The sequence below is a fragment of the Pseudarthrobacter chlorophenolicus genome, assembly GCF_000962805.1.
In the GTDB taxonomy this organism is placed as follows: Bacteria; Actinomycetota; Actinomycetes; order Actinomycetales; family Micrococcaceae; genus Arthrobacter; species Arthrobacter chlorophenolicus_A.
The window spans coordinates 25806-50733 of the sequence record NZ_JZTW01000013.1 but is presented as its reverse complement, the minus strand read 5'-3'; the positions used below and the strand labels follow the sequence as shown (position 1 = coordinate 50733).

Annotated in this window: 23 protein-coding genes; 7 read left to right on the top strand and 16 right to left on the bottom strand. The window is 67.2% G+C overall.

Features of this window, described 5'->3' with window-relative positions; genetic code table 11:
* Positions 1 to 102: 102 nt before the first annotated feature.
* Positions 103 to 750 (top strand): LysE family translocator, encoded by a 648-nt coding sequence (locus tag UC32_RS13680; RefSeq protein WP_045731749.1) that lies wholly within the window; start codon positions 103 to 105, stop codon positions 748 to 750.
* On the opposite strand, the gene UC32_RS13675 is transcribed toward UC32_RS13680, so the two are convergent.
* The 6 genes from UC32_RS13675 to UC32_RS13650 form a co-directional block, all read right to left on the bottom strand.
* The gene (locus UC32_RS13675) at positions 747 to 1721 is read right to left on the bottom strand and encodes a hypothetical protein (protein WP_045731748.1); all 975 of its coding nucleotides are present in this window, start codon (positions 1719 to 1721) and stop codon (positions 747 to 749) included. The genes UC32_RS13680 and UC32_RS13675 overlap by 4 nt on opposite strands.
* Before the next feature lie 64 nt (positions 1722 to 1785).
* Positions 1786 to 2160: a nuclear transport factor 2 family protein gene (locus UC32_RS13670; protein ID WP_045731820.1), complete on the bottom strand. Its 375-nt coding sequence runs from the start codon at positions 2158 to 2160 to the stop codon at positions 1786 to 1788.
* Between the two features lie 41 nt (positions 2161 to 2201).
* Entirely contained in the window at positions 2202 to 2705 is a 504-nt protein-coding gene (locus UC32_RS13665; RefSeq protein ID WP_045731747.1) for a DUF456 domain-containing protein, read from the bottom strand.
* A 113-nt stretch (positions 2706 to 2818) separates the two neighbouring features.
* Positions 2819 to 4018 carry an NAD(P)-dependent malic enzyme gene (locus tag UC32_RS13660; RefSeq protein WP_045731746.1) on the bottom strand — a complete coding sequence of 400 codons (1200 nt, stop codon included), beginning with the start codon at positions 4016 to 4018 and terminating at the stop codon, positions 2819 to 2821.
* A gap of 287 nt (positions 4019 to 4305) precedes the next feature.
* Positions 4306 to 4914, bottom strand: a complete 609-nt coding sequence (locus UC32_RS13655) for a TetR/AcrR family transcriptional regulator (protein ID WP_045731745.1) — start codon at positions 4912 to 4914, stop codon at positions 4306 to 4308.
* 139 nt (positions 4915 to 5053) lie between these two features.
* On the bottom strand, positions 5054 to 6331 hold the full coding sequence (locus UC32_RS13650) for an MFS transporter (RefSeq protein ID WP_045731744.1): 1278 nt from the start codon (positions 6329 to 6331) through the stop codon (positions 5054 to 5056).
* 126 nt (positions 6332 to 6457) lie between these two features.
* Between UC32_RS13650 and rraA the strand changes: the two genes are divergently transcribed.
* From rraA to UC32_RS13625, 5 genes are all read left to right on the top strand, one after another.
* Positions 6458 to 6943: a ribonuclease E activity regulator RraA gene (gene rraA, locus UC32_RS13645; RefSeq protein ID WP_045731743.1), complete on the top strand. Its 486-nt coding sequence runs from the start codon at positions 6458 to 6460 to the stop codon at positions 6941 to 6943.
* 109 nt (positions 6944 to 7052) lie between these two features.
* The gene (locus UC32_RS13640) at positions 7053 to 8720 is read left to right on the top strand and encodes an MDR family MFS transporter (protein ID WP_045731742.1); all 1668 of its coding nucleotides are present in this window, start codon (positions 7053 to 7055) and stop codon (positions 8718 to 8720) included.
* A 285-nt stretch (positions 8721 to 9005) separates the two neighbouring features.
* On the top strand, positions 9006 to 10445 hold the full coding sequence (locus tag UC32_RS13635) for a sugar porter family MFS transporter (RefSeq protein ID WP_045731741.1): 1440 nt from the start codon (positions 9006 to 9008) through the stop codon (positions 10443 to 10445).
* A gap of 29 nt (positions 10446 to 10474) precedes the next feature.
* On the top strand, positions 10475 to 11161 hold the full coding sequence (locus tag UC32_RS13630; RefSeq protein ID WP_045731740.1) for an ABC transporter ATP-binding protein: 687 nt from the start codon (positions 10475 to 10477) through the stop codon (positions 11159 to 11161).
* 22 nt (positions 11162 to 11183) lie between these two features.
* Positions 11184 to 12707 carry a DUF6297 family protein gene (locus tag UC32_RS13625; protein ID WP_152642621.1) on the top strand — a complete coding sequence of 508 codons (1524 nt, stop codon included), beginning with the start codon at positions 11184 to 11186 and terminating at the stop codon, positions 12705 to 12707.
* A gap of 4 nt (positions 12708 to 12711) precedes the next feature.
* Here UC32_RS13625 and UC32_RS13620 read toward each other — a convergent pair whose 3' ends face one another.
* The 10 genes from UC32_RS13620 to UC32_RS13575 form a co-directional block, all read right to left on the bottom strand.
* Positions 12712 to 13935: an MFS transporter gene (locus UC32_RS13620; RefSeq protein WP_045731739.1), complete on the bottom strand. Its 1224-nt coding sequence runs from the start codon at positions 13933 to 13935 to the stop codon at positions 12712 to 12714.
* Between the two features lie 29 nt (positions 13936 to 13964).
* Positions 13965 to 14402, bottom strand: coding sequence for a MarR family winged helix-turn-helix transcriptional regulator (locus tag UC32_RS13615; RefSeq protein WP_082072121.1), 438 nt, complete (start codon positions 14400 to 14402; stop codon positions 13965 to 13967).
* A 45-nt stretch (positions 14403 to 14447) separates the two neighbouring features.
* Positions 14448 to 14939, bottom strand: a complete 492-nt coding sequence (locus UC32_RS13610) for a GNAT family N-acetyltransferase (RefSeq protein ID WP_082072126.1) — start codon at positions 14937 to 14939, stop codon at positions 14448 to 14450.
* Positions 14940 to 15030: 91 nt separating this feature from the next.
* Positions 15031 to 15792 (bottom strand): iron ABC transporter ATP-binding protein, encoded by a 762-nt coding sequence (locus tag UC32_RS13605; protein WP_045731737.1) that lies wholly within the window; start codon positions 15790 to 15792, stop codon positions 15031 to 15033.
* Positions 15789 to 16826, bottom strand: coding sequence for an iron chelate uptake ABC transporter family permease subunit (locus tag UC32_RS13600; protein WP_235423667.1), 1038 nt, complete (start codon positions 16824 to 16826; stop codon positions 15789 to 15791). The genes UC32_RS13605 and UC32_RS13600 overlap by 4 nt, the downstream gene beginning before the upstream one ends.
* Positions 16819 to 17826: an ABC transporter permease gene (locus tag UC32_RS13595; protein ID WP_082072119.1), complete on the bottom strand. Its 1008-nt coding sequence runs from the start codon at positions 17824 to 17826 to the stop codon at positions 16819 to 16821. Before UC32_RS13595 ends, UC32_RS13600 begins: the two co-directional genes overlap by 8 nt.
* A 19-nt stretch (positions 17827 to 17845) precedes the next feature.
* Complete coding sequence (locus tag UC32_RS13590; RefSeq protein WP_045731736.1) at positions 17846 to 18790, bottom strand: siderophore ABC transporter substrate-binding protein; 945 nt, start codon at positions 18788 to 18790, stop codon at positions 17846 to 17848.
* A 215-nt stretch (positions 18791 to 19005) separates the two neighbouring features.
* Positions 19006 to 20169, bottom strand: coding sequence for a mannitol-1-phosphate 5-dehydrogenase (locus tag UC32_RS13585; protein ID WP_045731735.1), 1164 nt, complete (start codon positions 20167 to 20169; stop codon positions 19006 to 19008).
* Positions 20169 to 22235 (bottom strand): PTS mannitol transporter subunit IICBA, encoded by a 2067-nt coding sequence (locus UC32_RS13580; protein WP_045731734.1) that lies wholly within the window; start codon positions 22233 to 22235, stop codon positions 20169 to 20171. The genes UC32_RS13585 and UC32_RS13580 overlap by 1 nt, the downstream gene beginning before the upstream one ends.
* Positions 22236 to 22333: 98 nt before the next feature.
* Complete coding sequence (locus UC32_RS13575) at positions 22334 to 23062, bottom strand: TetR/AcrR family transcriptional regulator (protein WP_015938937.1); 729 nt, start codon at positions 23060 to 23062, stop codon at positions 22334 to 22336.
* 170 nt (positions 23063 to 23232) lie between these two features.
* On the opposite strand from UC32_RS13575, the gene ptsP reads away from it, so the two are divergent.
* Positions 23233 to 24918, top strand: coding sequence for a phosphoenolpyruvate--protein phosphotransferase (gene ptsP / locus UC32_RS13570; protein ID WP_045731733.1), 1686 nt, complete (start codon positions 23233 to 23235; stop codon positions 24916 to 24918).
* The last annotated feature ends 10 nt before the right edge of the window (positions 24919 to 24928 follow it).

Here is a 24928-nt window from a genome sequence, read left to right as displayed (position 1 = left end):
AAAATCCTACTGCCCTGCGAGCGTGCCGCGCGAAAACCGGACAGCACTTCCGGGCTGAAAGTTCCTACAGTTACTCCTGAAAGACCCCTGACAGGAGAAACCATGAATCCGGAGCTGTTCCTGGCCTTTATGCTGGTGGCCGCGGCCCTAGCCTGCACTCCCGGCGTGGACTGGGCCTACTCCATCACGGCCGGGCTTGGTCAGCGCAGTTTCGTACCCGCCGTGGCCGGACTGTGCGGCGGGTACGTCCTGCACACCGCCCTGCTGGTGGCCGGCCTCGCTGCGGTACTGACCGGTATGCCCGGCGTACTGGGCTGGCTGACGCTGGTGGGCGCCGGCTACCTGATGTGGCTGGGCATCAGCACGCTCCGCTCGTGGCGCGGGGCCTCCTTCAGTGCGGCAGGCGCCGTCGGACGTCCCGGCGCAACGCGGCTGCGTACCTTCCTGCAGGGCATGGGCACCAGCGGCATCAACCCGAAGGGCCTGCTGTTCTACGTTGCCCTGATCCCGCAGTTCGTCAGCGCAGACGCCTCACTGCCGGTGCCGGTGCAGTCCGGGCTGCTGGGCATGACCTTCGTGGCGCTGGCGGGGCTGGTCTACACGGCCGTGGCGCTGCTGTCCCGCACGCTGCTGCAAAGCAGGCCCGGTGCGGCGCGGGCTGTGACCCTGGCCAGCGGAGTCATCATGGTCCTGCTGGGGACCGTGCTGCTCGGTGAACAACTGGTTCCCCTGGTGGCGGGCCGCGCCTAGTCCTCGCTGAGGTTTTTCCAGTCCTGTTCCCAGATGCGGCGCATCTCCTCGTCCTTGCGGATGGGAACCGGCGCGGCGATCTCCCGCTGCGGCACCGGGTCCTCGTGCCGCCTGCCCCAGTCCCGCGGATTGAGCGAGCGCCGGCTGGAGTCCAGCAGGAGCAGGGCCTTGTCCGTCAGGGCATCGTTCCTGAGCGCGAGGTGCGTCTTGCGCCGCCGCAGCACTTCGGTGATGGCCTGCTGCGCGGCGTCGAGCCGGCCTTCCCGGCGCAGGGCGCGGGCGCGGACCAGCAGCAGCGCGGCGGACAGGTCGTCGGCGTTCAGGAGACCCTCGGTCCAGTCGATCACGGTGCGGCTCCGGCCCAGGCTGAGCGCCAGCGAGCACCGTGCCAGGGCCATGGGGAGCGACGGCGGCAGCCCGGTGAGGGCGTCCAGCGCCGCCTCGGTGCGGCCGGTCTCGCGAAGCGCGTGGGCAAGGGCCAGGAACACTGATTCCTCGCTGAACAGGACGGGAACCTCCACCCGTTCCGCCAGTTCGATCCGGGTGACGATGCGCCGCAGGTAGGTGGCGGAGTAGCGGTTCGCGTCCTCGTCGTTCCGGGTGGTGAGCCCGCGCTGCAGCAGTTCCGAAGCGCGGAGGTAGCCGCCGTGCTGGTACACCAGCAGCCCGGACATCAGGTAGCACAGGCCCGCCCAGCCCGGGTAGGTGCGCGCGAGGGCGATCAGCCGCTCGGGTTCCCGGCTGGAGAAGACGGCGTCGTGCACTTCCTTGGCCGGCCGGGGCATCCGTCGGAGCCGCGGCACCTCGCCGTTGATCGCGAGCAGCGACGGGTTGCGGGCGCCCAGCACTCCGGTCAGCAGGCCGCCCACTCCGCCGGCAAGGTCGTGGACCGGCGTGCGCAAGTGTGCCTGGCCGAACGGCGTCAGGTCACGGCTGTCCCAGTAGATCGGTGCGCTGTCCCCGGCAGTCATCTTTCCATGCTAACGAAAGACCGGCCGCTGCCCACGCGGGGCAGGTTTTCCGCTGCCGGCCAGGTCAGGGACGGGCCATGAACCATTCCGTGAAGGAGGCGGCACGGCCCGAGCCGTCAAAACGGATCACCCACAGGTTGTCGTAGCTTGGCTGGTCGCCCGCATAAAGGGTGACGCCCTGGACGAAGGCCGTTGGTCCGTCGGTTCCGAGGAGCTCCCAGCTGAAGGTCCAGTCCTGCGGCTCGTCACGGGCCGCCACCCAGCCGTCCACAATCCCGTCCTGCCCCGTCCACGCATCGGGGTCGTGCGGCCGGGTTTCATACCGCGCATCTTCCGTGAAGAGCACACGGATATCGTCCGGCTGGTTGCTGGCCCACGCGGTTTGGTACTTTTCCATCCACGCGTCGATGTGGGCGGCTGCTTCCGAAGGCTCGGTCATCCCACCGTTGTACGCGTCCGTGCCGGACGGCGCAAGGGAACCTACCCGTTCACCGCCGCAATCCACACCCCGATCACCCAGGCGCTGGCGGCCAGGCAGGCCAGCCCGAATTCGGCGAGCATGCCGATGCCGGTGGCTTTGAGGGCGGCCCAGCTGGACCGGGCAGCGGCGGGCAGGTTGCGGGTGCGCAGGACTTCGCTAAGGAGCAGGCCTGCGGCGAACCCGACGAACAATCCCACTACCGGGATGATGAACATCCCCACCACACCGGCTACCAGGCCCACCACGATGCTGCGGCTGGGAATGGCATGCTCCTTGAGCTTGCGCCCGGTAAGGATGGCGCTGGCGGCCATCCCGACGGCCACGAAGACGACGCCGATGGCGAACACCACCCACCCTGCGGGTCCGGCGCCGCCCCAAATGGCCCACGCCAGCAGGCTGGCCCCGATCAGGATGCTGCCGGGCAGGACCGGGATGATGGTCCCCGCCACACCCACCAGGATCGCAAGGCCGCACAGGATGGTCACCACGGTCTCGGAAGTCATGGCACCCAGTCTAGGGTGGCGCGTCAGGCGCGCCGGACCGCTTTAACGCACGACGGCGGTGCCTCCTTTTCGGGGAAGGAGGCACCGCCGTCGTGCGTAACTGCGAAGGCTGACTACTCGGCTTCCACCGCCGCGGCGACGGCTGCGGTCACGGCCGGCGCAACGCGGGGGTCCAGCGGGCTGGGCACGATGTAGTCGGCGGCCAGGTCCTCGGCGGCGAGCTCGGCGATGGCGTTGGCCGCCGCCAGTTTCATGGCCGGGGTGATCCGGCGGGCGCCGGCGTCCAGGGCACCCCGGAAGATGCCGGGGAATGCCAGGACGTTGTTGATCTGGTTGGGGAAGTCGCTGCGGCCGGTGGCCACCACGGCGGCGTACTTGACGGCGACCTCCGGCAGGACCTCGGGGTCCGGGTTGGAGAGGGCGAACACGATGGCGTCCTGGTTCATCAGGGCAAGGTGCGCTTCGTCCAGCTTGGAGGAGGAAACCCCGATGAAGACGTCGGCTCCGGCGAGGGCCTCGGCCGGGCCGCCTTCCACACCGCGGGGGTTGCTGCGGCCGGCGATGTCCGCCTTCTTGCTGGACGCGTCAGCGGCGAGATCGGCGCGGGTGCTGTTGATGACGCCGCGGGAATCCAGCAGGACAACATCCGGGATGCCGGCTGCCAGCAGGATTTCTGCGACGGCGATGCCCGCGGCGCCGGCACCGGAAACCACAACCTTCAGGCTGTCCAGGCTGCGGCCGGTGACCTTGGCGGCGTTGGTCAGCGCGGCCAGTGCCACCACGGCGGTGCCGTGCTGGTCGTCATGCATGACCGGGCAGTCCAGGGCCTCGATCAGCTTTTCCTCGAGCTCGAAGCAGCGCGGAGCGGCGATGTCCTCGAGGTTGACGGCGCCGAAGCTGGGACGCAGCCGGACCAGGGTCTCCACGATTTCGTCGACGTCGCTGGTGTTCAGGACCAGGGGGATGGAGTCAAGGTCACCGAAGCTTTTGAAGAGTGCGGACTTGCCCTCCATCACGGGCAGGGAGGCGCTGGCACCGATGTTGCCCAGGCCCAGCACTGCGGTGCCGTCGCTGACCACGACCACCAGGCGCTCGGCCCAGGTCAGGGTGCGGGCGAGCTCCGGCTGCTTGTGGATGGCGCGGCTGACCTCGGCCACCCCGGGGGTGTAGGCGATGGACAGGTCGCGCTTGTTGGACAGCGGGACGGTGCTGGCGATGGAGAGCTTCCCGCCCTGGTGGGCGTCGAAGATCTCAGCTTCGGTCAGTGCGGTGGCTGCGGAATTGTCAGTGGCTGTGGCTGCGTCAATGGACACGTCGTTGTCTCCTGGTGCTCGCCGTGCACGCACGGCACATTGGGCCGGACCCGTGCGGGCCGGCAGGGAAGATGGTGCGACAGGAAACCCAGGGGTGGCGGGTCCGTAGGAGGAGCCCCCGGGGATGTTCGCTCCCTGCTGCTCCGCTGGAACCATGGTAGGCAAGCGGCTGAGCACGAAACGGCGTTCTTGACAGCGAAATCGTATGCCAAATCGTTTATTCAATGCGTCGTGTGACTCACGCCACGCTATAAAGGCGTATTTAATGCCGAATTGGTCTAGACCGGTTACGCCGACTGATGGAGTGTGAACCGTGAATCCGCCGCCGCGGAGAGCCGGGCGCAGGCCTTTTTCAAGTCCTCTTCGGCCTCGAAGAGGGACAGGCGGCGGTTCCGGACGGACTGGACCAGACCAGTGACGGCCAGCAGCAGGACCCTGGCGGCCACGGCATCGCCGGCAGCTGCCTCCACGGCCCTCTCACCCAGGGCGTCAATGTCGCGCAGCAGGGCCGTGGTGTCCCGGTCGGGAAGGTAGACGCCGCGGCTCAGGCACTGTTCCACGGCCGGCTGCATCACCCGCATGTGGAAGATTTCCATCACGACGCCGGGGAGGGCGCGGCCGCGGAACCGGTCCTGCCCGCGCCGGGCAGCGGCCTCCAGCTCTTCGAGCTGGTGGCGGTACAGGGCCAGCACCAGGTGCGTGGAGGACGGAAAGTAGCGGTACACCGTCCCCAGCGGAACGTCTGCCTTCGCGGCGATTTCGGACAGGTCCACGGAGTCCAGGCCCTTCCGGGCAAAGGAAGCAGCGGCTTCGAGCATGCGTGCGTAGCGAAGGCGCTGGCGTGGTGCGGTGGGCCGGGGGGCCATGGGCGGATGGTCTGAAACAGTCTCGGTCATCAGCATTTTCCGGGGTTGTGTTCTGGGGTTGCTGCTGCCGGAGCTCCCCCATCCATACAGCCCCGCAGCCGGCTCAACTATACGGCACCAGCCAGCGGCGCAACTCGTCAGTGGCCTTAGCAAAAGGCTGCCGGAAGGGTCAGTCCACGCCCTTGATCTTGACGACGAAAACAGCTCCCAGCAGCCCGATAACCGCCGCTGTGGTGAAGAGGGTGCCGTACCCGCCGAACTGCGTCACCGCGAGATAAGCCAGGTAGGTTGCAAAGACCTGCGGCAGCGAAGCGGCCACGTTAATGACCCCCATATCCTTGCCACGGTCCGCGGCCTGCGGGAGCACTTGCGTCAGCAGCGCGAAATCGACGGCCTGGTACGCGCCGAAGCCGATGCCCAGGATGGCTGCCCCAATCAGGGCGCCGGTCCACACGGGGAAGAAGGCCATGGTCAGCCCTGCCATGGCGATCATGGCGGAGGAAGCGATCACGAATGGCTTGCGCTTGCCCACCCTGTCGCTCCACGGCCCCGCGATCACGGCAGTAACCATCACCAGCACCGCATAAATGCCGGTAAGGGTCAGGACCCCCAGCGCGGGGTTCTCATGCTTGATGACGTCCGTAAGGAAGAAGATCAGGTACACAATGGTCAGCTGGTTGCAGACGTTGACCAGGAAGCGGGTGAGCCAGGCCCATGCGAAGTCCGGGTGGCGTGCCGGGCTGATCCAGAAGCCGCGGAGGAAGCTGCCCAGAGAGAACGGCGGGCGGAGCTCTTTGGGCAGCGGCGGGTCATTGCGGTGGAAAAGGTACGGCAGCACTGAGACCAGCAGGGCGGCCGCGCACAGCCAGTAACCCACCATGAAGTTGCCGGAAACCACAGCGCCGAAGACCGCGCCGAGGAGGATCCCCGCCGTCTGGCCAAGGGCGGCCAGTCCCCCGACGCCGCCGCGCTGCAGCACCGGCACCCGGTCCGGTATAGCGGCGGTGATGGCCGCGTAGGCCGCGTTGGCGCCAAGTTGGACCAGGCACCAGAACAGAACCAGCAGGGCGACGGCCGTTGCCCCGGACATGGCCAGCAACGCGGCCGTGGCCAGGATGGCACCGGCAAGGACCCAAGGGGAACGCCGGCCGAACCCTGAGACCGTCCGGTCGGACAGCGCACCGAAGAGCGGATTGGCAACCAGGGACACGGCGGCCCCGCACCCAAGGACGAGCGAGGCTATGGCCTCCTTGTTGGGTTCGTCGATGCCAGTGGCCTGCTGGGCGATAAAGACGTTGATGGGTCCGAAGAACCCGGCGTTGATACCAACATTGACCAGCACCAGTCCGGTGATCCAGCGCGCGGTGACCCTTTGCGTGGGTTCGGCGAGCGCCGCGGTCGCCGTCCGCGGAACGTCCGGCGGGACCGGTGTGTTGGACATGCTCATTACTGGTTCCCCCCGGGGCAGGTGCTGATGCTGGAAATCAGACTATCGTGGGCCTTGCCCGGCGTCTGTGCCGCACGCCGGGAGCATTTGTGGACGCGCGGCATCCGAGGCTCGAAGGAGAACCACATGAACGCTGCTTCCACCCCTGCCATCAACACGGCGGACCTCTACGACGAGCGTGGCGATGAGCTGGCGTCCGTGGCCCTGCAGTTCCAGTCGCTGGGCGGCCGCACGCATTTCTCCGGGCAGGCCCGGACCATCCGCTGCTTCCAGGACAACGCGCTGGTGAAGTCCACCCTGGCAACCCCCGGCAACGGCAGTGTGCTGGTGGTGGACGGCGGCGGCTCGCTGGGGACGGCCCTGATGGGGGACATGATCGCCGAAAGCGCTGTGGCGAACGGTTGGGCCGGCGTCGTGATCAATGGAGCCATCCGGGACCGCGAGGCCATCGCCAAGCTCGACCTCGGCGTGAAGGCGCTGGGCAGCAACCCCCGGAAGAGTGCCAAGGCCGGGGCGGGCGAAGTGGACGTTGACGTGGTGATCGATGGCGTGACCATCCGCACGGGCGCCCGGATCTGGTGCGACCCGGACGGCATCCTCGTGGAGCCGTAACCCGGCACCACAAAAAAGTTTCCTGCGCCGGGAATGGAAGTGCAGGTAAGATAGTTACTGAAAGCAACTATCAAATGCTTACTTCCCTTTTCTTCCCCTTGGAGCACCTATGTCCAAAGCCACTGCCGCGCCCGGCGCCGGAGATACCCTGACGCAGCGCCAGATCGTCACCGTGATGGTGGGCCTGATGCTGGGCATGTTCCTGGCCTCGCTGGACCAGACCATCGTGTCCACGTCCATCTACACCATCGCCAACGACCTGGACGGCCTCTCGCTCCAGGCGTGGGCCACCACGGCGTACCTGATCACATCCACGGTCAGCACCCCGCTGTACGGCAAGCTGAGCGACATTTTCGGCCGCCGCCCCCTCTACCTGAGCGCCATCGTGATCTTCCTGGCGGGCTCCATCTATGCCGGCTCCGTCCACTCCATGACGGAACTGGCCCTGGCCCGCGGCGTCCAGGGCCTCGGCGCCGGCGGCCTGCTGGCCCTGGCGCTGACCATCATTGGCGACATTGTCTCGCTCAAGGACCGGGCCAAGTACCAGGGCTATTTCATGTCCGTGTTCGGCATCTCCTCGGTGCTGGGCCCCGTGGTGGGCGGTGCCTTCGCCGGAACGTCCAACATCCTGGGCTTCGACGGCTGGCGCTGGGTGTTCTTCATCAACGTACCTATCGGCCTCGCCGCCCTGGTGGTGGTGTTCCTGTTCCTGCACCTGCCCGCCAAGCACCTGAAGCAGAAGATCGACTACTGGGGCGCTGCAGCCATCACCGTGGCCATCGTCCCGCTGCTGCTGGTGGCCGAGCAGGGCCGCTCCTGGGGCTGGACGTCCACCAACTCCTTCCTCTGCTACGGCCTGGGCGTGGTGGGCATCGCCTGGTTCCTGCTGGCCGAGAAGCGCGCCGGGGACTACGCCCTGATCCCGCTGCGGCTCTTCAGCAACATCACGTTCGGGCTGTCCTCGCTGCTGAACTTCATCATCGGCATCGGCATGTTCGGCGCCATTGCCATGCTTCCCATGTACCTCCAGCTCGTGAAGGGCCTGACTCCCACCGAGGCCGGCCTGATGATGATCACCTTCACCGTGGGCATCCTGTTCGGGTCCATCACCGCCGGGCGGACCATTTCCGCCTCCGGCACTTTCCGGATCTTCCCCATCATGGGCACCGGAATCCTCACGGCCGCAGCACTGGTCATGGGGTTGTCGCTTCGTGTGGACACGGCCCTGTGGGTCCCGGGCGTGATTGCGGTGTTCTTCGGCGTGGGCCTGGGCTTCTGCATGCAGCCGCTCACCCTGGCCATGCAGACCTCCGTGCCGCCGCGTGACATGGGTGTGGGAACGTCCTCGGCCGCCTTCTTCCGCTCCATGGGCGGCGCCGTGGGAACCGCCGTCTTCATCTCCATGCTGTTCAGCCTGGCCGCGGACAAGATTGCCGACGGCATGAAGGCCGCCACCACCGACGCCGCGTACCTGGCCGTCCTGAAAGACCCGGCAGTGGCGGCGGACCCGGCCAACACCAAGCTGTACGACTTCTTCAAGAACGGTGCGTCAAACGATTCGCTCAACGACACCAGCTGGCTGCATACGGCCAACGGCACCCTGACCCGGCCCATCACCGAAGGCTTCGCCGGCTCGATCGACGCCGTGATGCTGACCGCTGCGGTGCTCACCGGAATCGCGTTCCTGATCAGCCTCGCACTGCCGAAGAAGAAGCTGACGGATCCCAACGCCACTCCCCCGCAGGACAACGACACCCTGCAGGTGCCCGCCCACTAAACGGGCGCTCACCTGTTGCGGCATTAACCGGAACCCTTTCGCACACCGTGCGGGAGGGTTTCGGCGTTTCTCCCGCAAGGTGCTGCGCGCCGGGGCGGGGTGTACGACGGCGGAGCGCGCCGTCGTCGTCCGCGTCCGCTGCGGAGGGGAGCCGGCGCGGAGCCCGGTCCAACTGGAACGGTTCGCCGTGGCATGGAACACTACCGTAAGTACACTGGCCATTCAGCCGGTCCGCAGCCGACGACGTCCGCGCGAATCAACCACACCCCAAACCCAGGGAGAACCATGCCCACTGCACAGGAGCAGACCAAGGACCGGATACCGCAGCGGGTGATCTGGCTGGCGCTGGCAGGGGCGGTTGGCGGCTTCCTCTTCGGCTTCGACTCATCCGTGGTGAACGGAGCCGTGGACGCCATGAAGGGCGAGTTTGCGCTCTCCGAAGCAGTGACCGGGTTCGCCGTTGCCGTTGCACTGCTGGGCTGCGCTGCCGGCGCCTACCTGGCCGGGAAGGTAGCCGACAAATACGGCCGCATCCCCGCCATGAAAATCGGGGCGCTGCTCTTCCTGGTCAGCGCCATCGGCACGGGCTTCGCGTTCAGCGTGTGGGACCTGATTTTCTGGCGGCTGGTAGGCGGGCTGGGCATCGGCCTCGCCTCCGTGATTGCCCCCGCCTATATCTCCGAGATCTCGCCGCGGCAGGTCCGCGGGCGGCTCGCGTCCCTGCAGCAGCTGGCCATCACCACCGGTATTTTCGCGGCCCTCCTGTCGGACGCGCTCCTCGCCACCAGCGCCGGTGGCGCGGACCAGTCCTTCTGGCTGGGTATCGAGGCGTGGCGCTGGATGTTCCTGGCCGCCGCCGTTCCCGCCGTTGCGTACGGCTGGATTGCCTTCACGCTGCCCGAATCCCCGCGCTTCCTGGTGTTCCAGGGCAAGGAAGAGGAAGCACGGAAAATCTTCGACACCATTGCCCCGGCCGACGACACCGAGCGCCACATCCGCGAAATCCGGGACGCCATCGAGGAAGACAAGATTGCCGGGCAAAAGGGCTCGCTGCGCGGCGGCACGTTTGGCCTGCAGGCCGTGGTCTGGATCGGCATCATCCTGTCCGTCCTGCAGCAGTTCGTTGGCATCAACGTGATCTTCTACTACTCCACCACCCTGTGGAAGGCCGTGGGCTTCCGGGAGGAGGATTCGCTCACCATCTCCGTGGCCACGGCGGTTACCAACATCCTGGTGACCCTGGTGGCCATCGCCCTCGTGGACCGGGTGGGCCGCCGGCCCATCCTGCTGACCGGCTCCGTGGGCATGGCCGTCTCCCTTGGAGCCATGGCCCTGGCGTTTTCCTCGGCCACGGGGTCCGGCGAGGACATCACCCTTCCGGGCGCCTGGGGCCCGGTTGCCCTGGTGGCCGCCAATGTGTTCGTGGTCAGCTTCGGCGCCTCTTGGGGTCCCCTGGTGTGGGTGCTGCTGGGCGAGATCTTCCCGTCCAAAATCCGCGCCCGGGCGCTGGGCCTGGCCGCCGCGGCGCAGTGGGTGGCCAACTTCGCCATCACGCTCAGCTTCCCGGTCATGGCGGCCGGTTCCCTGCCGCTGACCTACGCCATGTACGCGCTGTTTGCCGCGGCGTCCTTCTTCTTCGTGATGTTCAAGGTGCCGGAAACCAACGGCATGTCACTGGAGCAGGCCGAGACGCTGTTCGTGGCCAAGGGATCCGCAAAATCCTAGGAAGCCCGCCAAGCGCATAGATTGGACCCGTGACTGAAACGGGGGCGGTCCTGGAGGCCGAGCAGCTTGTGGTGGGCTATGGCGGTGCCGCCGTTTGCGGTGAAGTGACCGCAGCGGTGTATTCCGGCCAGGTGCTGGGTGTTGTCGGGGTCAACGGCGCCGGCAAGTCCACCGTCCTGCAAACGCTCGCCGGACGGCAGCCCGCCATCAGCGGCGAAGCCCGGATCCAGGGCCTCCTGGTGGACCCGGATACGGTCCCGTTCAGGCGACAGGTTGCCGCCGTGTTCGACGACGACCTCTTCTTTCCGTCGCTGAGCGTCACCGAGCACCTGCTCCTGGTAGCCCGAGGCCACTCGCTGCCCAACCCCGAGTTGCGCGTCGCGGCCGAACTGGAGTTCTTCGGCCTGGACGGCCGGGCCGATGCCGTTCCCGATGCCCTGTCCTCAGGCCAGCGGCGCAGGCTCCTGCTGGCAGCCGGCTTTATCCGCCCGGCGTCGCTGCTGATTCTCGATGAGCCGGAACAGCGGCTGGACCCGGTGATGCGCGACGCCCTGGCCAGGCGCATCAAGGACCACGCCGAGGCGGGTGGAGCGGCCGTACTGGTAACCCATGATCCCGGACTACTCGTCGAGACGGCCGGCTCCTGCCTACTGATCAAGGACGAGGTGGAGCTGGTGGAACCCGGGGACGGAGCGGCGTTCATTGCCGGCCTCTGAGCAGTCCGTGGGGACAATTCCCGTGGCAGGAAGGAACCTGTCACGCCAGCTGGTGTCATTCACCCGCCGCCAGTCCAGGGCGTACAACCGCTCCCTCACGTCATTTGGTGATGCATTTGCTGACGTCTACACATCCGTTCTGGCGTTGGGATGCGCCGCCGCCATCGCCGTTTCATTCGTTGCTGCCCTGCGGGGCGAAATGGTCCGTGCCGATCCCCTGAGCTCGGGCGTGGCGGTGCATAGCCCGGTGGCGATGCCGGCCGGGCTCCTGTGGGTGCTGCTCACCTACGGTGTCCTGACCGGCATCCTGATGGCAGCCCGGCGGCTCGGCCCGGTCGCGGTGACGGGAGCGCAAGGTGCCTGGTGGCTGCCGCTGCCTCTGGACCGGGGACCGATGGTGCTGCCCACCTTCCGGCGCAGGATTGTCTGGGTAGGCCTGGGGTCCACGGCCGCCTACGTTCCGTTCAGTATCCTGACGGGCCTGGGCCTGGCTACGGTTGAACATGCATTGGCGGCCGTGACTTTTGGAGCCTGCTGCCTCGCCGTACTGGGTATCGCCGCGCTGCTCCAACCTGGCGGCGGGACGCCCCGGCGGGCCCTCGCCGGCGCCTTCCTGGCCCTGGCCCCGCTGGCTGCGCTGCCGGCGCTGGCCGGCAGGATGTGGCCGCTGGCTGTGTCCGCCCTGGCCGCCGCCGTCATTCTTCGCCGCGCGCTACACCGGGCGGGCGCGGTCCCGGGCACCGATCTCATCCGTGGAGGCAATGTTTCCGGTCACGCCGGAGCGTCGGTGTTCTTCCTGGACACCAACGAGCTGCTTCGGTCTTTTGCCGGCCCGCCCCGCCCGGTCGCCGCGTCCAGGGCACGCCGTTTCTACGCACGGCCCGCCGGCAGCCCCTTTGCTGGCCTGGTCAAAGCCGATGTGGCGGCGTTCCTGCGCCTCCAGCCGCCGGTGGTGGTCCCGCTGCTGTGGCTGGCTGCGTGCCTGGCGGTGCTGGTGTCCGACGCCGGCCTCCCCGCCTGGATGCAACTGGCCTTCATCGCGCTGGCTGGCTGCGTTGTGGCGAGCGGAATGGGCGCCGTGGCCCGCCGGACTGCGCTGTTGCCGGAACTGGACACGTTGCTGCCGCTCTCCCCCGCGTCCGTCCGCACCAGCCGGCTCCTCATGCCCGCCGCGGCCCTTGCCCTGTGGATGGCCCTGCTGACCGGAACCCTCGCAGTGTTGGGGGCAGGTGGGCCGATGTTGCCCGTGATGGGGATACTCGCCGGAGCAGGAATGGGCGCGGGCTGCCTCCGCGGCGCAACCCGTCCCCCGGCGGACTGGACCTTGCCGCCGGTGGATACGCCAATGGGCCCGGTTCCCCGGGCCCAGCTGTCCGCGTTGTTGCGTGGACTCGACGTCACTGTCCTGTCAATGCTGCCGGTGGGACTGGCCCTCTTTGTGGGGCAGGCCGTTCCGGTGCTGGTCCTGATGCAGGCCGTGGTGAGCCTGGTGGCGGTACTGGCGGTGCTGCTGGCCCCAGCCGGAACGGGGCGCGGGCAACGCTGAACGTCTAGACCAGGTGCGGCTCGTGGGCCGTGAGGTACTTCCGGCCGCTGAACGCCACCAGGATGGCGATTGCCATGGCAACGGCACCGGCGTAGAACGGCACCTGGGGGCCGAAGTGCTCACCCAGTTGCGCGGCCAGGAACGGAGCCAGCGCGCCGCCCATCCAGCGGACGAAGTTGTAGCCGGAGGAAGCCACCGGCCGCGGGGAGTCCGAGACGCCCATGGCCAGCTCGGTGTAGACGGTGTTGTTGATGCCCAGCAGGGCGCCCGCCACTATAACCAGTACGACGACGGCAGGAACCGAGTGCCCGGCCGCCAGTCCCAGCCCGGCGAGGTCCAGCAGCAGGACGAACAGGGTGCCGGTCAGCACCTTGACGGCACCGAAGCGGCGCTGCAGGACCGGGGCGACAAACACGGAGAACACGGCTACCGCCACGCCCCAGCCGAAGAAGACGGCGCCGATTCCGTACGCGTCCATGCCCAGGATGAACGGGGTGAAAGCCAGGATGGTGAAGAAGCCGTAGTTGTAGAACAAGCCGCTGGCCGCCGTCGTGCGCAATCCCTTGTGTCCCAGCGCCAGCAGCGGGTCGCGGAGGCGGACCTTTCGTTCAGGCAGCGGCGTCTTGGGAAGCAGCGTCAGCAGGGCGATGAACGCGGCGGCCATCAGGACGGCCGTGCCGAAGAACGGGGCGCGCCACTGCCAGCCGCCCAGCAGGGCACCCAGGAGCGGGCCAAGCGAGATGCCCAGGCCCAGTGCGGCCTCATAGAGGATGATGGCGATGCCGGCGCCGCCGCTGGCCACGCCCACGATGACCGCGAGGGCAGTGGCGACGAAGAGGGCGTTGCCCAGGCCCCAGCCGGCGCGGAAGCCCACCAGTTCGCCGACGCTGCCGGACAGGCCGGAGAGCGAAGAGAACACCACGATGATGGCCAACCCGATCAGCAGGGTTTTCTTGCCGCCGATCCGGGACGAGACGAAGCCGGTGATCAGCATTGCCAGGGCGGTGACCAGGAAGTAGCTGGTGAACAGCAGCGAAACCTCGCTGGGGCTGGCGTCCAGGTTGGTGGCGATCGCGGGGAGGATGGGGTCCACCAGGCCGATGCCCATGAACGCGAAGACCGCGGCCAGGGCGGTAGCCCACACAGCTTTTGGCTGTCTGAGGAAAGAGGCCTTTTCGGCCTGGAGGGTGTTCCCGGGTGCCGGCAGGGTGTCTGCTGGGCGGTTCATGGAGGGTACTCCTAAGGGGGTGCGGTGCGTCAGTTCTGGAGGGACGCGTTGATTTTGTCGATGACGGGCAGCGCCGCCGCCAGTGCTTCCCGGTCCTGCTCGGTGAGTTCGCCGAGGAGTTCGGCCATGACGGCGTTGCGCCGCTGGTTTGCGGACTCGACGGCGGCGCGGCCTTCGGCGGTCAGGATGACGCAGACGGCGCGGGAGTCAGCGGGGTCGGGTTCGCGGCGGGCCAGCCCGGCGCGTTCGAGCTTGATGATCTGCTCGGTGGCGCTGGGTACCCGGACGCCGAGGTTGCGGGCAATCTCACCTACCCGGACGCCGTCATCCAGCAGCATCTTCAGGGTGCTGAGCTGGGCGGCGCTGAGGTCTCCGTCCGCGTCGAGGCGGCGGACCAGGTAGACGCTGTGGCGCAGGGCTTCGCGGAAGCCTGCGGCGAGTTCCTGGAGCTTGTTCTCGTTCATCATTAGGTACCCTAACATTTAGGGTACCTAACAGTCAAAGAAATGTCGTCAAAGCGTGAGTTTCATGCCCTCGTGCGAGCCCTCAAACCCGAGCCGCTGGTAGAACCGCTGGGCCGCCGTCCGCGTCTTGTGCGTGGTCAGCTGTACCAGCGAACACCCCCTCCGCCTGGACTCGTCAATGGCCCACTGGATCATCAGGTTGCCGATGCCCTGGCCCCTGAGGGTGTCAGCCACGCGCACGCCCTCGATCTGAGAGCGCCAGGCGCCCTGCCGCGAAATGCCGGGAAGGAAGCTCAGCTGGAACGTGGCAACCACCGGCCCTTTGGCTTCCCCGGGCGGCACCAGCTCGCCGACCACCAGCAAGTGCCGCGGGTCGGCGTCGATCGCGTCAAAGGCCCGCTCGTAAGGTTCCATGTCCTGGCCCGCCTCGCGGCCCGCGCCCAGGGCGTCGTCGGCGAGCAGCTGGACGACGGCGGGCAGGTCCGCCCGCGTGGCGTGGCGGAGGCGGAAAGCCCCGCGTTCGACGTCGGCGGTCAGCAAAGGTTCCGGGGCACCAGCGGTTTCACTCACCTGCCCAGCCTTTCACGGGTGAGCGCGCGTTGCCGGAATAACCACCGCGAGTGAGCACGCGTCAGGTGAAGTAGACGCCAATGCGGTGCGCGCCGATTTCCTCAATGCGGATATCGATGTCGTAGACGTCGCGGAGCATGGCCTGCTGCATGATCTGCCGCGGACTGCCCTGGTGGATGAGCCTGCCGTCCTTCATGGCCAGGATGGTGTCCGAGTAGCAGGAGGCGAAGTTGATGTCATGGACCACGATCACGATGGTCTTGCCGAATTCGTCAGCCAGGCGGCGCAGGAGCCGCATCATCTCCACGGAGTGCTTCATGTCCAGGTTGTTCAGGGGCTCGTCCAGGAGCAGGTACTGCGTGTCCTGGGCCAGCACCATGGCGATGAATGCCCGCTGCCGCTGGCCGCCGGAGAGCTCGTCCACGAACTTGTCCGCCATGGGCGCCAGGTCCAGGTGCGCGATGGCCTCCTCCACCTTGGCCAGGTCCTCCACCGTGGGCCGGCCGCCGGAGTGCGGGAACCGGCCGAAGGCCACCAGGTCGCGGACTGTGAGCCGCATGGTGAGGTGGTTCTCCTGGCGGAGGATGGCCATGGTCCGGGCCAGCTGCCGGCTGTCCGTGGAGGCGATGTCCAGGCCACCCACTGACACGTCTCCGGAGCCCAGCGGCTGCAGACGGCTGATCAAGGAGAGCAGGGTGGATTTGCCGGCGCCATTGGGTCCGATGATCGAGGTGATGCCACCCTGCGGGATCTCGCAGCTGACATCGTCGAGGACCGTCTGGCCGCCGTAGCTTTTGGAGACGTTGCGGACCGCGATGGTCATTTGAGCGAGCCTTTCAGCAGGAGGTAGAGGAAGAGGATGCCGCCCGTGAACTCGATGACCACGCTGAGCGCCGTGCCGAAGCCGAAGACCTTCTCCAGGACCAGCTGGCCGCCCACCAGCGCGATGGCACCGATCAGCACAACGATGGGCAGCAACCAGGTGTGGCTGAACCCGCGGCACAGCTGGTAGCCAAGGCTCACCACCAGGAGTCCGAAGAAGGTCACCGGGCCCACCAGGGCGGTGGAGACGGCCACCAGCAGCGAGCACGCCAGCAGCACGCGCATCACCACCTTCCGGTGGTCCACGCCCACGTTGATGGCCACGTCCCGGCCCAGCGCCAGGACGTCAAGGGTGTGCCGGGCCCGCCAGACGGCAGCGCAGACGGCTGCGACAATGACCGCGGCGACGCCCAGCAGGGCAGGATCCACATTGTTGAAGGACGCGAAGAACAGGTCCTGCAGGATGATGAACTCGCTGGGTTCCATCAGCCGCTGCAGCAGTGAGGAGAATCCACGGAACAGGCCGCCCAGGATGACGCCAACCAGCAGGAGCAGGTGCAGCGAGCGGGTGGCGCCGGTGAACATCCAGCGGTAGAGCAGTGCACTGAAGGCCACCATCAGCACCACCTCGACGCCGAACTGCAGCGTGGGCGGAGCGGTCAACACCGCGGCGGCGCCCAAGGCGAAGGCCATGACGGTCTGCACCAGGATGTACAGCGAGTCGAAGCCCATGATGGACGGCGTCAGGATGCGGTTGGCCGTCACGGTCTGGAACAGGAGCGTGGACACGCCCACGGCGACGGCCACCAGCAGCATGGCGGCCACCTTGATGGCGCGGCGGGGCAGGATGTAGCCCACGTTGCCCTTGAGCTCGAAGAACAGGAAGAAGAGGACCGCGGCGGCTGCCGCCGCGAGCAGGACGCCGAGCACGAGTTGGGGTGGGGCGTTCCGGAGCCGCCGCCGGGCGGGGCCGCGGGACGGGGCTTCGGCGGACGCCGCAGGAGCCGGGGAGGTCAGGGCGGGGGCCTTAGGCATTGCGTTTCCTCAGGATCAGGGCGAGGAAGAGGATGGCGCCCAGCACGGACATCACCATCCCCACGGGAACCTCGTAGGGGTACCGGATGGTCCGGCCGATGATGTCGCACACCAGCACGAACGCGGCACCGAACAGGGCAGTCCAGGGGACGGCGCGGCGGAGGTTGTCGCCGAAGATGAGGGAGACGATGTTGGGCACCACCAGGCCCAGGAACGGTACGGCACCCACTGTGGTGACCACCACGGCGGAGATCAGCGAGACGATCAGCAATCCCAGCCTCATGGTGCGGGCATAGTTCAGGCCCAGGTTGGTGGTGAAGTCCTGCCCCATCCCGGCGACGGTGAACCGGTCCGCGGCGAGCAGGCCCACCAGCATGAGTGCGGCGACGATCCACAGCAGCTCGTACCGGCCTCGGAGGACGCCCGAGAAGTCGCCGATCATCCAGTTGCTGAGCGTCTGCAGCAGGTCGTACCGGTAGGCGAAGAAGGTGGTGACGGCGGCGATTATGCCGCCCAGCATGATGCCCACCAGCGGGATGAGCAGGGTGTTCCTGGCGGGCAGCCGCCGCAGGATGGCCAGGAACAGGGCGGTGCCCAGCATCGCGAAAGCGCTGGCCACCAGCATCTTGGCCAAAATGGGTGCGCCCGGGGCCAGGACCGTGACCACCAGGATGCCCAGCGTGGCGGATTCGACGGTACCCACGGTGGAGGGTTCCACGAAGCGGTTCCGTGCCATGAGCTGCATGATCAGCCCGGCCACGGCCACCGCCATGCCTGCCAGGAGCACCGCCAGGGTGCGGGGCACCCGGGAGATCCAGAAGATGTCCACGGTGTCAGCGTCTCCCGCGAGAAGCGCCGGGAGCGAGACGTCGCTGACGCCCACGAACATGCTTCCTGCGGCGAGGACCAGGACGGCAACTGCGGCCGCAGCCAGGCCCGCGTAGTGGCGGGCCTGGCTGCGGGTTGCCGGCGCCTGGGGGCGCGCGGCGGTGATGGTCATGCTGTAGCCCGGCGGGGGTTTAGGCGACGGAGCCGGCCACGGCGTCCACCATGGCCTTGACGTTGTTCAGGCCGTATCCAACGATGTACCAGCCGGCGGGGTCCAGATTGATGACCTTGCCGGTCTTGGCGGCATTGGTGGACTGGACCAGCTCGTTGTCCAGGATGGCGTTGGCGGTGCCTTCGGTTCCGATGGCGGTATCGCGGTTGATCACGTAGAGGAGGTCCGGGTTGGCCTGCTTGATGTACTCGAAGGAGATGGCCTCGCCATGGGATCCCTCGGCCTTCACATCCGCCGCCGTGGGGACGCCCAGGACGTCGTGGATGATGCCGAAGCGGGATCCTGCGCCGTAGGCGGTGACTTCGCCGCCAGAGGTGAGGACGATCAGGCCCTTGCCGGCCGTAGCAGCCTTGGCCTTGGTATCGGCCACGGTGGTGTCCACGGCGGCGAGCTTCTCCTCAACCTCGGCTGACTTGTTGAAGATGGTCCCCAGCTTTCCGGCCTGCTCCTTGAAGCTGTCCATGGGCTTGGCGGCATCAATGGAGAGATCGATGGTGGGGGCGATCTTGCTCAGCTCTTCGTAAGCGCCGGCGGTGCGGCCGGAGACGATGATGAGGTCCGGATCGCCCGCGCTGACGGCTTCGAAGTCGGGCTCCTTCAGGGAACCGATCTTGGTGTATTTGGCGTCGGCGTACTTCTTCAGCGCGTCGGGGTAGGCGGCCTCGGGCACGCCGGCAGGTTCGACGCCCAGGGCATCCATGGTGTCCAGGACGCCGAGATCGAACGTGAAGACCTTTTCGGGGTTGACCGGGACGTTGGCGGTGCTCCCCTGGGCGTGCTCGACGGTAATGGTGGAGGTTTCCGCGGCGGGTGTGGCGGTAGCGTTCCCGCCGCACGCTGACACGGTTAAGAGGGCCGCCCCTGCCGCCAGTGCCCCCAGATAGCTCGACAGCCTCTTCTTCACGATCTACTCCACTCGGTAATAACGTCACAACTTCGTTGCCTAATAGAGCCGAGCCTATAAGTAAGGGCAGGCTAACCAATGCACTTTCGGGCAGTTTGTGTGCGACATCACAGAAGAACGACGCCGGCACTGGGGTCCAGTGCCGGCGTCGTCCTTGTGCATTACGTCGGTGCAGTCATACGTCGGATGGTGCGGCGGTGGAGCCGCTGCGGACATCAGGCGGAGGTGGTGGCCAATTCTGCCTGCCGTTCCTCCACAAGGGTAGAGACCGCGCTGAAGAGCGGGTGGTCCGGGTCCAGGCCGGTGATCCTGGCGGTGGCGTCCGCCGCACTGCCCGACGCGAGGATGCCGGCCAGTTCGGTGGCCTCGGCGTCGGCGGGATCAGTGAAACGCAGGGCCGCTGAGATGGCTCCGAGCAGAGCCTCGGGCACCACGCCGCGCTCGGCCAGCTCGGCCGCAGGTCCGATGAACCGCTCGTGCCGGCTGAGCTTGCGCAGCGGGGCGCGCCCTACCCGGTTCACGGTGTCCGGCAGGTGCGGGTTGGTGAACCGGACCAGGATCTTCTGCACGTAGGCTTCCTGCGCCTCGTTGCTGAACCCGTGCTTGGCCACCAGGAGCTGCTTGGTTTCCTCCAGCACTGCCCGGACGTCTTCCGCTACATCCTGGTCCGCCATGGCGTCGGAGATCTTCTCCAGCCCGGCTTCAAACCCGAAATAGGCGGCAGAGGCATGGCCGGTGTTCACCGTGAACAGCTTGCGCTCGATGTAGGGCGCGAGCTCGTCCACGAAGGTGGCACCGGGGATCTCCGGTTCCGATCCGGCGAACGCCGTCCGGTCGATGACCCACTCATAGAAGGATTCCACGGTGACGTCCAGGCCCTGCCCGGCCTCCTGGTTGGGCACGATCCGGTCTACGGCGGTGTTGGCGAACACCGCCTGGCCGTCCAGCGCCCCGCCGGCGGCCTCCGGGCGGGAGGCCACCTCCCGGGCCAGGACGTCCGTGGCGTTGATGGCGTTCTCGCAGGCCATGACCTGCAGCGGCGCCATTCCGGCCCCGCGCGCGGCAATGCCTCGGGCGATCACCGGTGCCACGAACTTCAAGATGTGCGGGCCCACCGCGGTGGTGACGATGTCCGCGGTCGCGATTTCCGTGATCAGTTCCGCTTCCTGGGTGTTGGAGTTCAGGGCACGGAAGTTGTCCACGGTTTGCACGGCGGGGTTTTCCCCCACTTCATGGACGGCGTAGCTGTCCGCGTCCGCCAGCTGGGCGATCAGCCCTTCCGCGACGTCTGCGAACACCACCTCGTAGCCGGCGTTGTGCAGGAGCAGCCCCACGAAGCCGCGGCCGATGTTGCCGGCACCAAAATGTACAGCCTTCACTATGCGTTGACCTTCCCGAAGAGCTCCAGGACTTCATCCACGGTGCTGGCCGCCTCAAGGCGGGCCACCTGCTCCTTGTTGGTGAAGACCTTGGCGATGGAGGACAGGATGTGCAGGTGTTCGTTGTTGACGCCGGCGACGCCCACCACGAACTTGACCTCCTTGCCGTTCCAGTCGATGCCCTGCGGGTAGCGGATCACCGAAACTGCCGACTTCCGGATGTGGTCCTTGGCCGCGTTGGTGCCGTGCGGGATGGCCAGGAAGCTGCCCATGTAGGTGGACACGGACTCTTCGCGCTCGTGCATGGCGTCGATGTAGCCCTGGTCAACGGCACCGCGGGCCAGCAGGAGCCGGCCGGCTTCGTCGATGGCGTCGTCGCGCGTCGTGGCGGTCCCGGTCAGGACCACGCTCTCACGGGACAGGATCTCCGCCTGGCCCGGCGCTGGGGCGTCGGCGGCGTGAGCGCCCTGGCCTGCGGTTGTACCAGCCGCGGCGCCAACTCCCGCGGCTCCTGCTGCGGCGGCCCCTCCGGAGGTTCCGGCACCCGGCTCGGCCGTGGCGCCGGCGTCGGACGTTCCGCTTTCGGTGTTACTTTCCCTGACCAGGTCAACGATCTCGTCGTAGCGCGGGCTGTTCATGAAGTTGTCCACCGAGAAGTGCGCGGCACTGGACGTGACGGGCTTGGCGCGCTCGGTGAGGTCCTGGTGCGTGACCACAACGTCGTACGTGTCGCTGAGGTTGGCGATGGCCGAGTTGGTGACCTTGACGTCCGGGAACCCGGCCGCCTTGATCTTGTTCCGGAGCACTGATGCGCCCATGGCGCTCGAGCCCATCCCGGCATCGCACGCGAACACAATGTTCCGGATGGGTCCGGCCAGGACGGCGGTGCCCACGCCGGCGCCCGCGCCGGTCAGTGTCGAAGAAACGGAGCTCTTCTTGCCCTTCATCTCCTCCATGCGTGACGTTGCGGCGTTGAGGTCGCCCTCGTCGCTGTGCTTGGTGGTCTTCATGATGATTGAAGCCACCAGGAAGGATGCAGCCGTGGCAAGCAGGACCGCGAGGATCACCCCGAGGTAGCTGTCACGGGAGGTCTGGGCGAGTACGGCAAAGATGGAACCCGGAGCTGCCGGTGCCACAAGGCCGGCACCGGTGACCGCGAGGGTGGCGATGCCGGTCATGCCGCCGGCAATGGCGGCCAGGACGAGCAGCGGGCGCATCAGGACGTACGGGAAGTAGATCTCGTGGATGCCGCCGAGGAAGTGGATGATTGCGGCGCCCGGGGCGGAGGCCTTGGCCGCGCCCTTGCCGAAGAACATGTAGGCCAGCAGGATGCCCAGGCCCGGGCCGGGGTTGGCTTCGAGCAGGAAGAGGATTGACTTGCCCTGCTCCAGCGACTGCTGGACGCCCAGCGGGGTGAGCACGCCGTGGTTGATGGCATTGTTCAGGAAGAGGATCTTGGCGGGCTCAATGAAGATGCTGGTGAGCGGCAGGAGGCCGTTGTTGACCAGGAACTGCACCACGTTGCCGGCGCCTGCGCTGAATCCTGAGACCACCGGAGCGACAGCATAGAAGCCAAGCATGGCCAGCAGCGCGCCCCAGATACCGGCGGAGAAGTTGTTGACCAGCATCTCGAAGCCGGGCCGGATCTTGCCGTCCCAGAGTGAGTCGATCTTCTTCATGGTCCAGCCGCCCAGCGGGCCCATGATCATGGCGCCGATGAACATCGGGATGCCGGCGCCCACAATCACGCCCATGGTGCCGATGGCGCCCACCACGCCGCCGCGGACGTCGTAGACCATCTTGCCGCCGGTGTAACCGATCAGCAGCGGCAGCAGGTAGGTGATCATCGGGCCGACGAGGCCGATGTTCGGCTTCCCGTCGGTCTCACCGAAGCCGCCAAGCTGGGGAACCGGCAGCCAGCCCTTTTCAATGAAGAGGGCTGTGATGAGGCCCCAGGCAATGAACGCACCGATGTTGGGCATGATCATTCCGGACAGGAACGTCCCGAATTTCTGGACATGTACCCGAGCGCTGGTACGGGGCTTTGCAACTGTTTCTGTTGCCATGTGATTTCCTAACCGTTCGTCCTGCTGCTCCGCAGGATGGTCCGATACTGACGACGACGTACTGCTGGTGGAACCGGGTGGGGCAGGTTGGTGCCGGCCTAACCGGCAGGGGTGGTGGAGATCCGGTGCAGCCACTCGAGGAAGAGCTTGAGCTCGGAGCTCGAGAGCTGGTCTGAGTGCGAGGCCTGAAGCGCGGCGTTCAGGGCAATCGCTGCCACCACCACCGAGGACTTTCCGGCGTTCCCCGGGGCCGCGCCACTGGCGGGCTCGGCGGATACCGCGAAGATCATGGCATCCCGGGTCATGGTGGACAGTTCGAGGTTCCGGTCCGGGGCGGGTTCCGCGATCAGCATCAGCGTCACGCCAACGTTGGCCGCCAGGATGGACCTGGCCGCCTCCCTGGGCTGGACGTTGAGCTGGCCCGCCGCCGCGGCCTTGTTCAGCATCTCCTCCATCAGCGCCTCAGCATCGGCCACGATGGCGGGGCGGCTTTCCGGGCGGATATTGCCGAACATCACCAGGTACAGCTCCGGCTGGTTCAGCCCGAACTGCACGTGGTTGTCCCACATTCTCCGGATGTCCTCGAGAGGCTGCCCGGAGGGGGCGAAATCCCTTTCGCCTGCGACATATTCTTCGAATCCCGCAGCCACCACGGCGTCGAAAAGACCTTCCTTGTCGCCGAAGTGGTGGTACAGGGTGGGTGCAGAAACCCCTGCCAGCTGCGTGATCTGGCGGGTGGAAACCGGCGCTCCCGCGGATTTTGCCAGCAGCTCCGCCGCTGCACGGAGCAGCCGCATTTTGGGGGGAAGCTGGCCATCCAAACTCATAACCGCTACCCTAGCACCTATAGCGTTGCTATATGAACTGAATCACATACAATTTTTTCAGGCTCGTTTCCATCTCCTGACGTGACGTGTTGCGGCGGTGCGGGGATGTCCCGGCATGGCGCCGGGATTGTTTGGCGGGCCTGGCTACCGGCAGAGAACGAGGACCTTCAGTGCAGAACTTCCCAGGAGTAGGCGTCAGTCCAGGCCGCGTCATCGGCACCGTACGGCAGATGCCCAAACCGATCAGCGAACCTCCTGCCGGTGACCAGCTGGCGCCGGGCACCACTGCCGAGGAAGCCACCGCAGCACTGAAGGCGGCGTCGCAGGCCGTGCATGACGAACTTAAGGCGCGCGCGGCCCACGCCAGCGGCGATGGCAAGGCCGTCCTGGAGGCCACAGCGCTGATGGCCAAGGACACCATGCTGATCAAGGGTGCAGCCAAGCTGGTGGCCCGCGGTACGTCCGCCGAGCGGGCCATTTGGGAATCGGGCTCCTCTGTTTCGGAGATGCTCCACAACCTGGGCGGCTACATGGCAGAGCGGGCCACCGATGTCCTGGACGTACGCGCCCGCATCGTGGCCGAGCTCCGCGGCGTGGCCGCGCCCGGCATCCCCGCATCCGAGAATCCCTTCGTCCTGGTGGCCGATGACCTCGCCCCCGCCGATACCGCCACGCTGGACCCGAACAAGGTCCTCGCCCTGGTGACGTCCGGCGGCGGCCCGCAGTCGCACACCGCCATCATCGCCCGCTCGCTCGGCCTTCCAGCCGTCGTGGCCGCCGTCGGGGTGGACCACATCGCAGACGGAACCGAGGTCTACGTGGACGGCGCCGCAGGCTCTGTCACGTCCGAACCTGACGGGTCCCTGCGCGAGGCTGCGGAAGGCTGGGCCGCAACGGCCTCGCTGCTGGCAGAATTCACCGGCACGGGCGCGACGGCGGACGGCCACCAGGTGCCGCTGCTCGCCAACGTGGGCGGCGGCAAGGACGCGGCTGCTGCCGCGAAGCTGGGCGCCCAGGGCGTGGGACTGTTCCGCACCGAGTTCTGCTTCCTGGAACGCGACACCGAGCCCTCCGTGGAAGAGCAGGCCGCCGCGTACAAGAGCGTCTTCGATGCCTTCCCCGGCAAGAAGGTGGTGCTCCGCACGCTGGATGCCGGCGCCGACAAGCCGCTGCCGTTCCTCACCGACTCCACCGAGCCCAACCCGGCCCTCGGCGTCCGCGGGTACCGCACCGACTTCACCACCCCGGGGGTACTGGACCGGCAGCTGGAAGCCATCGCCCTGGCCGCCAACCAGTCCGAGGCGGACGTCTGGGTGATGGCACCGATGATTTCCACGGCCGAAGAGGCCGCCCGGTTCGCCTCAATGTGTGCGGACGCCGGCCTGCAGACGCCGGGCGTGATGGTGGAAGTCCCGTCGGCTGCCCTGACCGCCGAGGCCATCCTCCGCGAGGTGGGCTTCGCCAGCCTCGGCACTAACGACCTCACCCAGTACGCCATGGCGGCGGACCGCCAGCTCGGCCCGCTGGCAAACCTGAACACCCCGTGGCAGCCGGCCGTCCTGCGCCTGGTGGGCCTGACGGTGGAGGGCTCCCGGGCGGAAGGCAACAGCAAGCCCGTGGGCGTGTGCGGCGAGGCTGCGGCGGATCCCGCCCTTGCCGTCGTCCTGACCGGCCTGGGTGTGAACACGCTGTCCATGACCGCCCGCTCACTCGCCGCCGTCGCCGCTGTCCTGAAGACCGTGACCCTCCAGGAAGCCCAGGAACTGGCCAAGCTGGCGCTCTCCGCCCCGAGCGCTACGGAGGCCCGGGACCGGGTGCGGGAGAAGCTGCCGGTCCTGGCGGAACTGGGCCTGTAACCAGCCCCGC

What these genes read in the sequence shown, in the direction of transcription:
- UC32_RS13615 (WP_082072121.1), bottom strand. Translation starts at nt 14,402, where the DNA reads ATGATGAACGAGAACAAGCTCCAGGAACTCGCCGCAGGCTTCCGCGAA.
- UC32_RS13655 (WP_045731745.1), bottom strand. Translation starts at nt 4,914, where the DNA reads ATGACCGAGACTGTTTCAGACCATCCGCCCATGGCCCCCCGGCCCACC.
- UC32_RS13580 (WP_045731734.1), bottom strand. Translation starts at nt 22,235, where the DNA reads ATGGCAACAGAAACAGTTGCAAAGCCCCGTACCAGCGCTCGGGTACAT.
- UC32_RS13680 (WP_045731749.1), top strand. Translation starts at nt 103, where the DNA reads ATGAATCCGGAGCTGTTCCTGGCCTTTATGCTGGTGGCCGCGGCCCTA.
- UC32_RS13575 (WP_015938937.1), bottom strand. Translation starts at nt 23,062, where the DNA reads ATGAGTTTGGATGGCCAGCTTCCCCCCAAAATGCGGCTGCTCCGTGCA.
- UC32_RS13670 (WP_045731820.1), bottom strand. Translation starts at nt 2,160, where the DNA reads ATGACCGAGCCTTCGGAAGCAGCCGCCCACATCGACGCGTGGATGGAA.
- UC32_RS13665 (WP_045731747.1), bottom strand. Translation starts at nt 2,705, where the DNA reads ATGACTTCCGAGACCGTGGTGACCATCCTGTGCGGCCTTGCGATCCTG.
- UC32_RS13675 (WP_045731748.1), bottom strand. Translation starts at nt 1,721, where the DNA reads ATGACTGCCGGGGACAGCGCACCGATCTACTGGGACAGCCGTGACCTG.
- UC32_RS13595 (WP_082072119.1), bottom strand. Translation starts at nt 17,826, where the DNA reads ATGACCATCACCGCCGCGCGCCCCCAGGCGCCGGCAACCCGCAGCCAG.
- UC32_RS13605 (WP_045731737.1), bottom strand. Translation starts at nt 15,792, where the DNA reads ATGACCATCGCGGTCCGCAACGTCTCCAAAAGCTACGGCGGCCAGACG.
- UC32_RS13635 (WP_045731741.1), top strand. Translation starts at nt 9,006, where the DNA reads ATGCCCACTGCACAGGAGCAGACCAAGGACCGGATACCGCAGCGGGTG.
- UC32_RS13620 (WP_045731739.1), bottom strand. Translation starts at nt 13,935, where the DNA reads ATGAACCGCCCAGCAGACACCCTGCCGGCACCCGGGAACACCCTCCAG.
- UC32_RS13600 (WP_235423667.1), bottom strand. Translation starts at nt 16,826, where the DNA reads ATGCCTAAGGCCCCCGCCCTGACCTCCCCGGCTCCTGCGGCGTCCGCC.
- UC32_RS13640 (WP_045731742.1), top strand. Translation starts at nt 7,053, where the DNA reads ATGTCCAAAGCCACTGCCGCGCCCGGCGCCGGAGATACCCTGACGCAG.
- UC32_RS13650 (WP_045731744.1), bottom strand. Translation starts at nt 6,331, where the DNA reads ATGAGCATGTCCAACACACCGGTCCCGCCGGACGTTCCGCGGACGGCG.
- rraA (WP_045731743.1), top strand. Translation starts at nt 6,458, where the DNA reads ATGAACGCTGCTTCCACCCCTGCCATCAACACGGCGGACCTCTACGAC.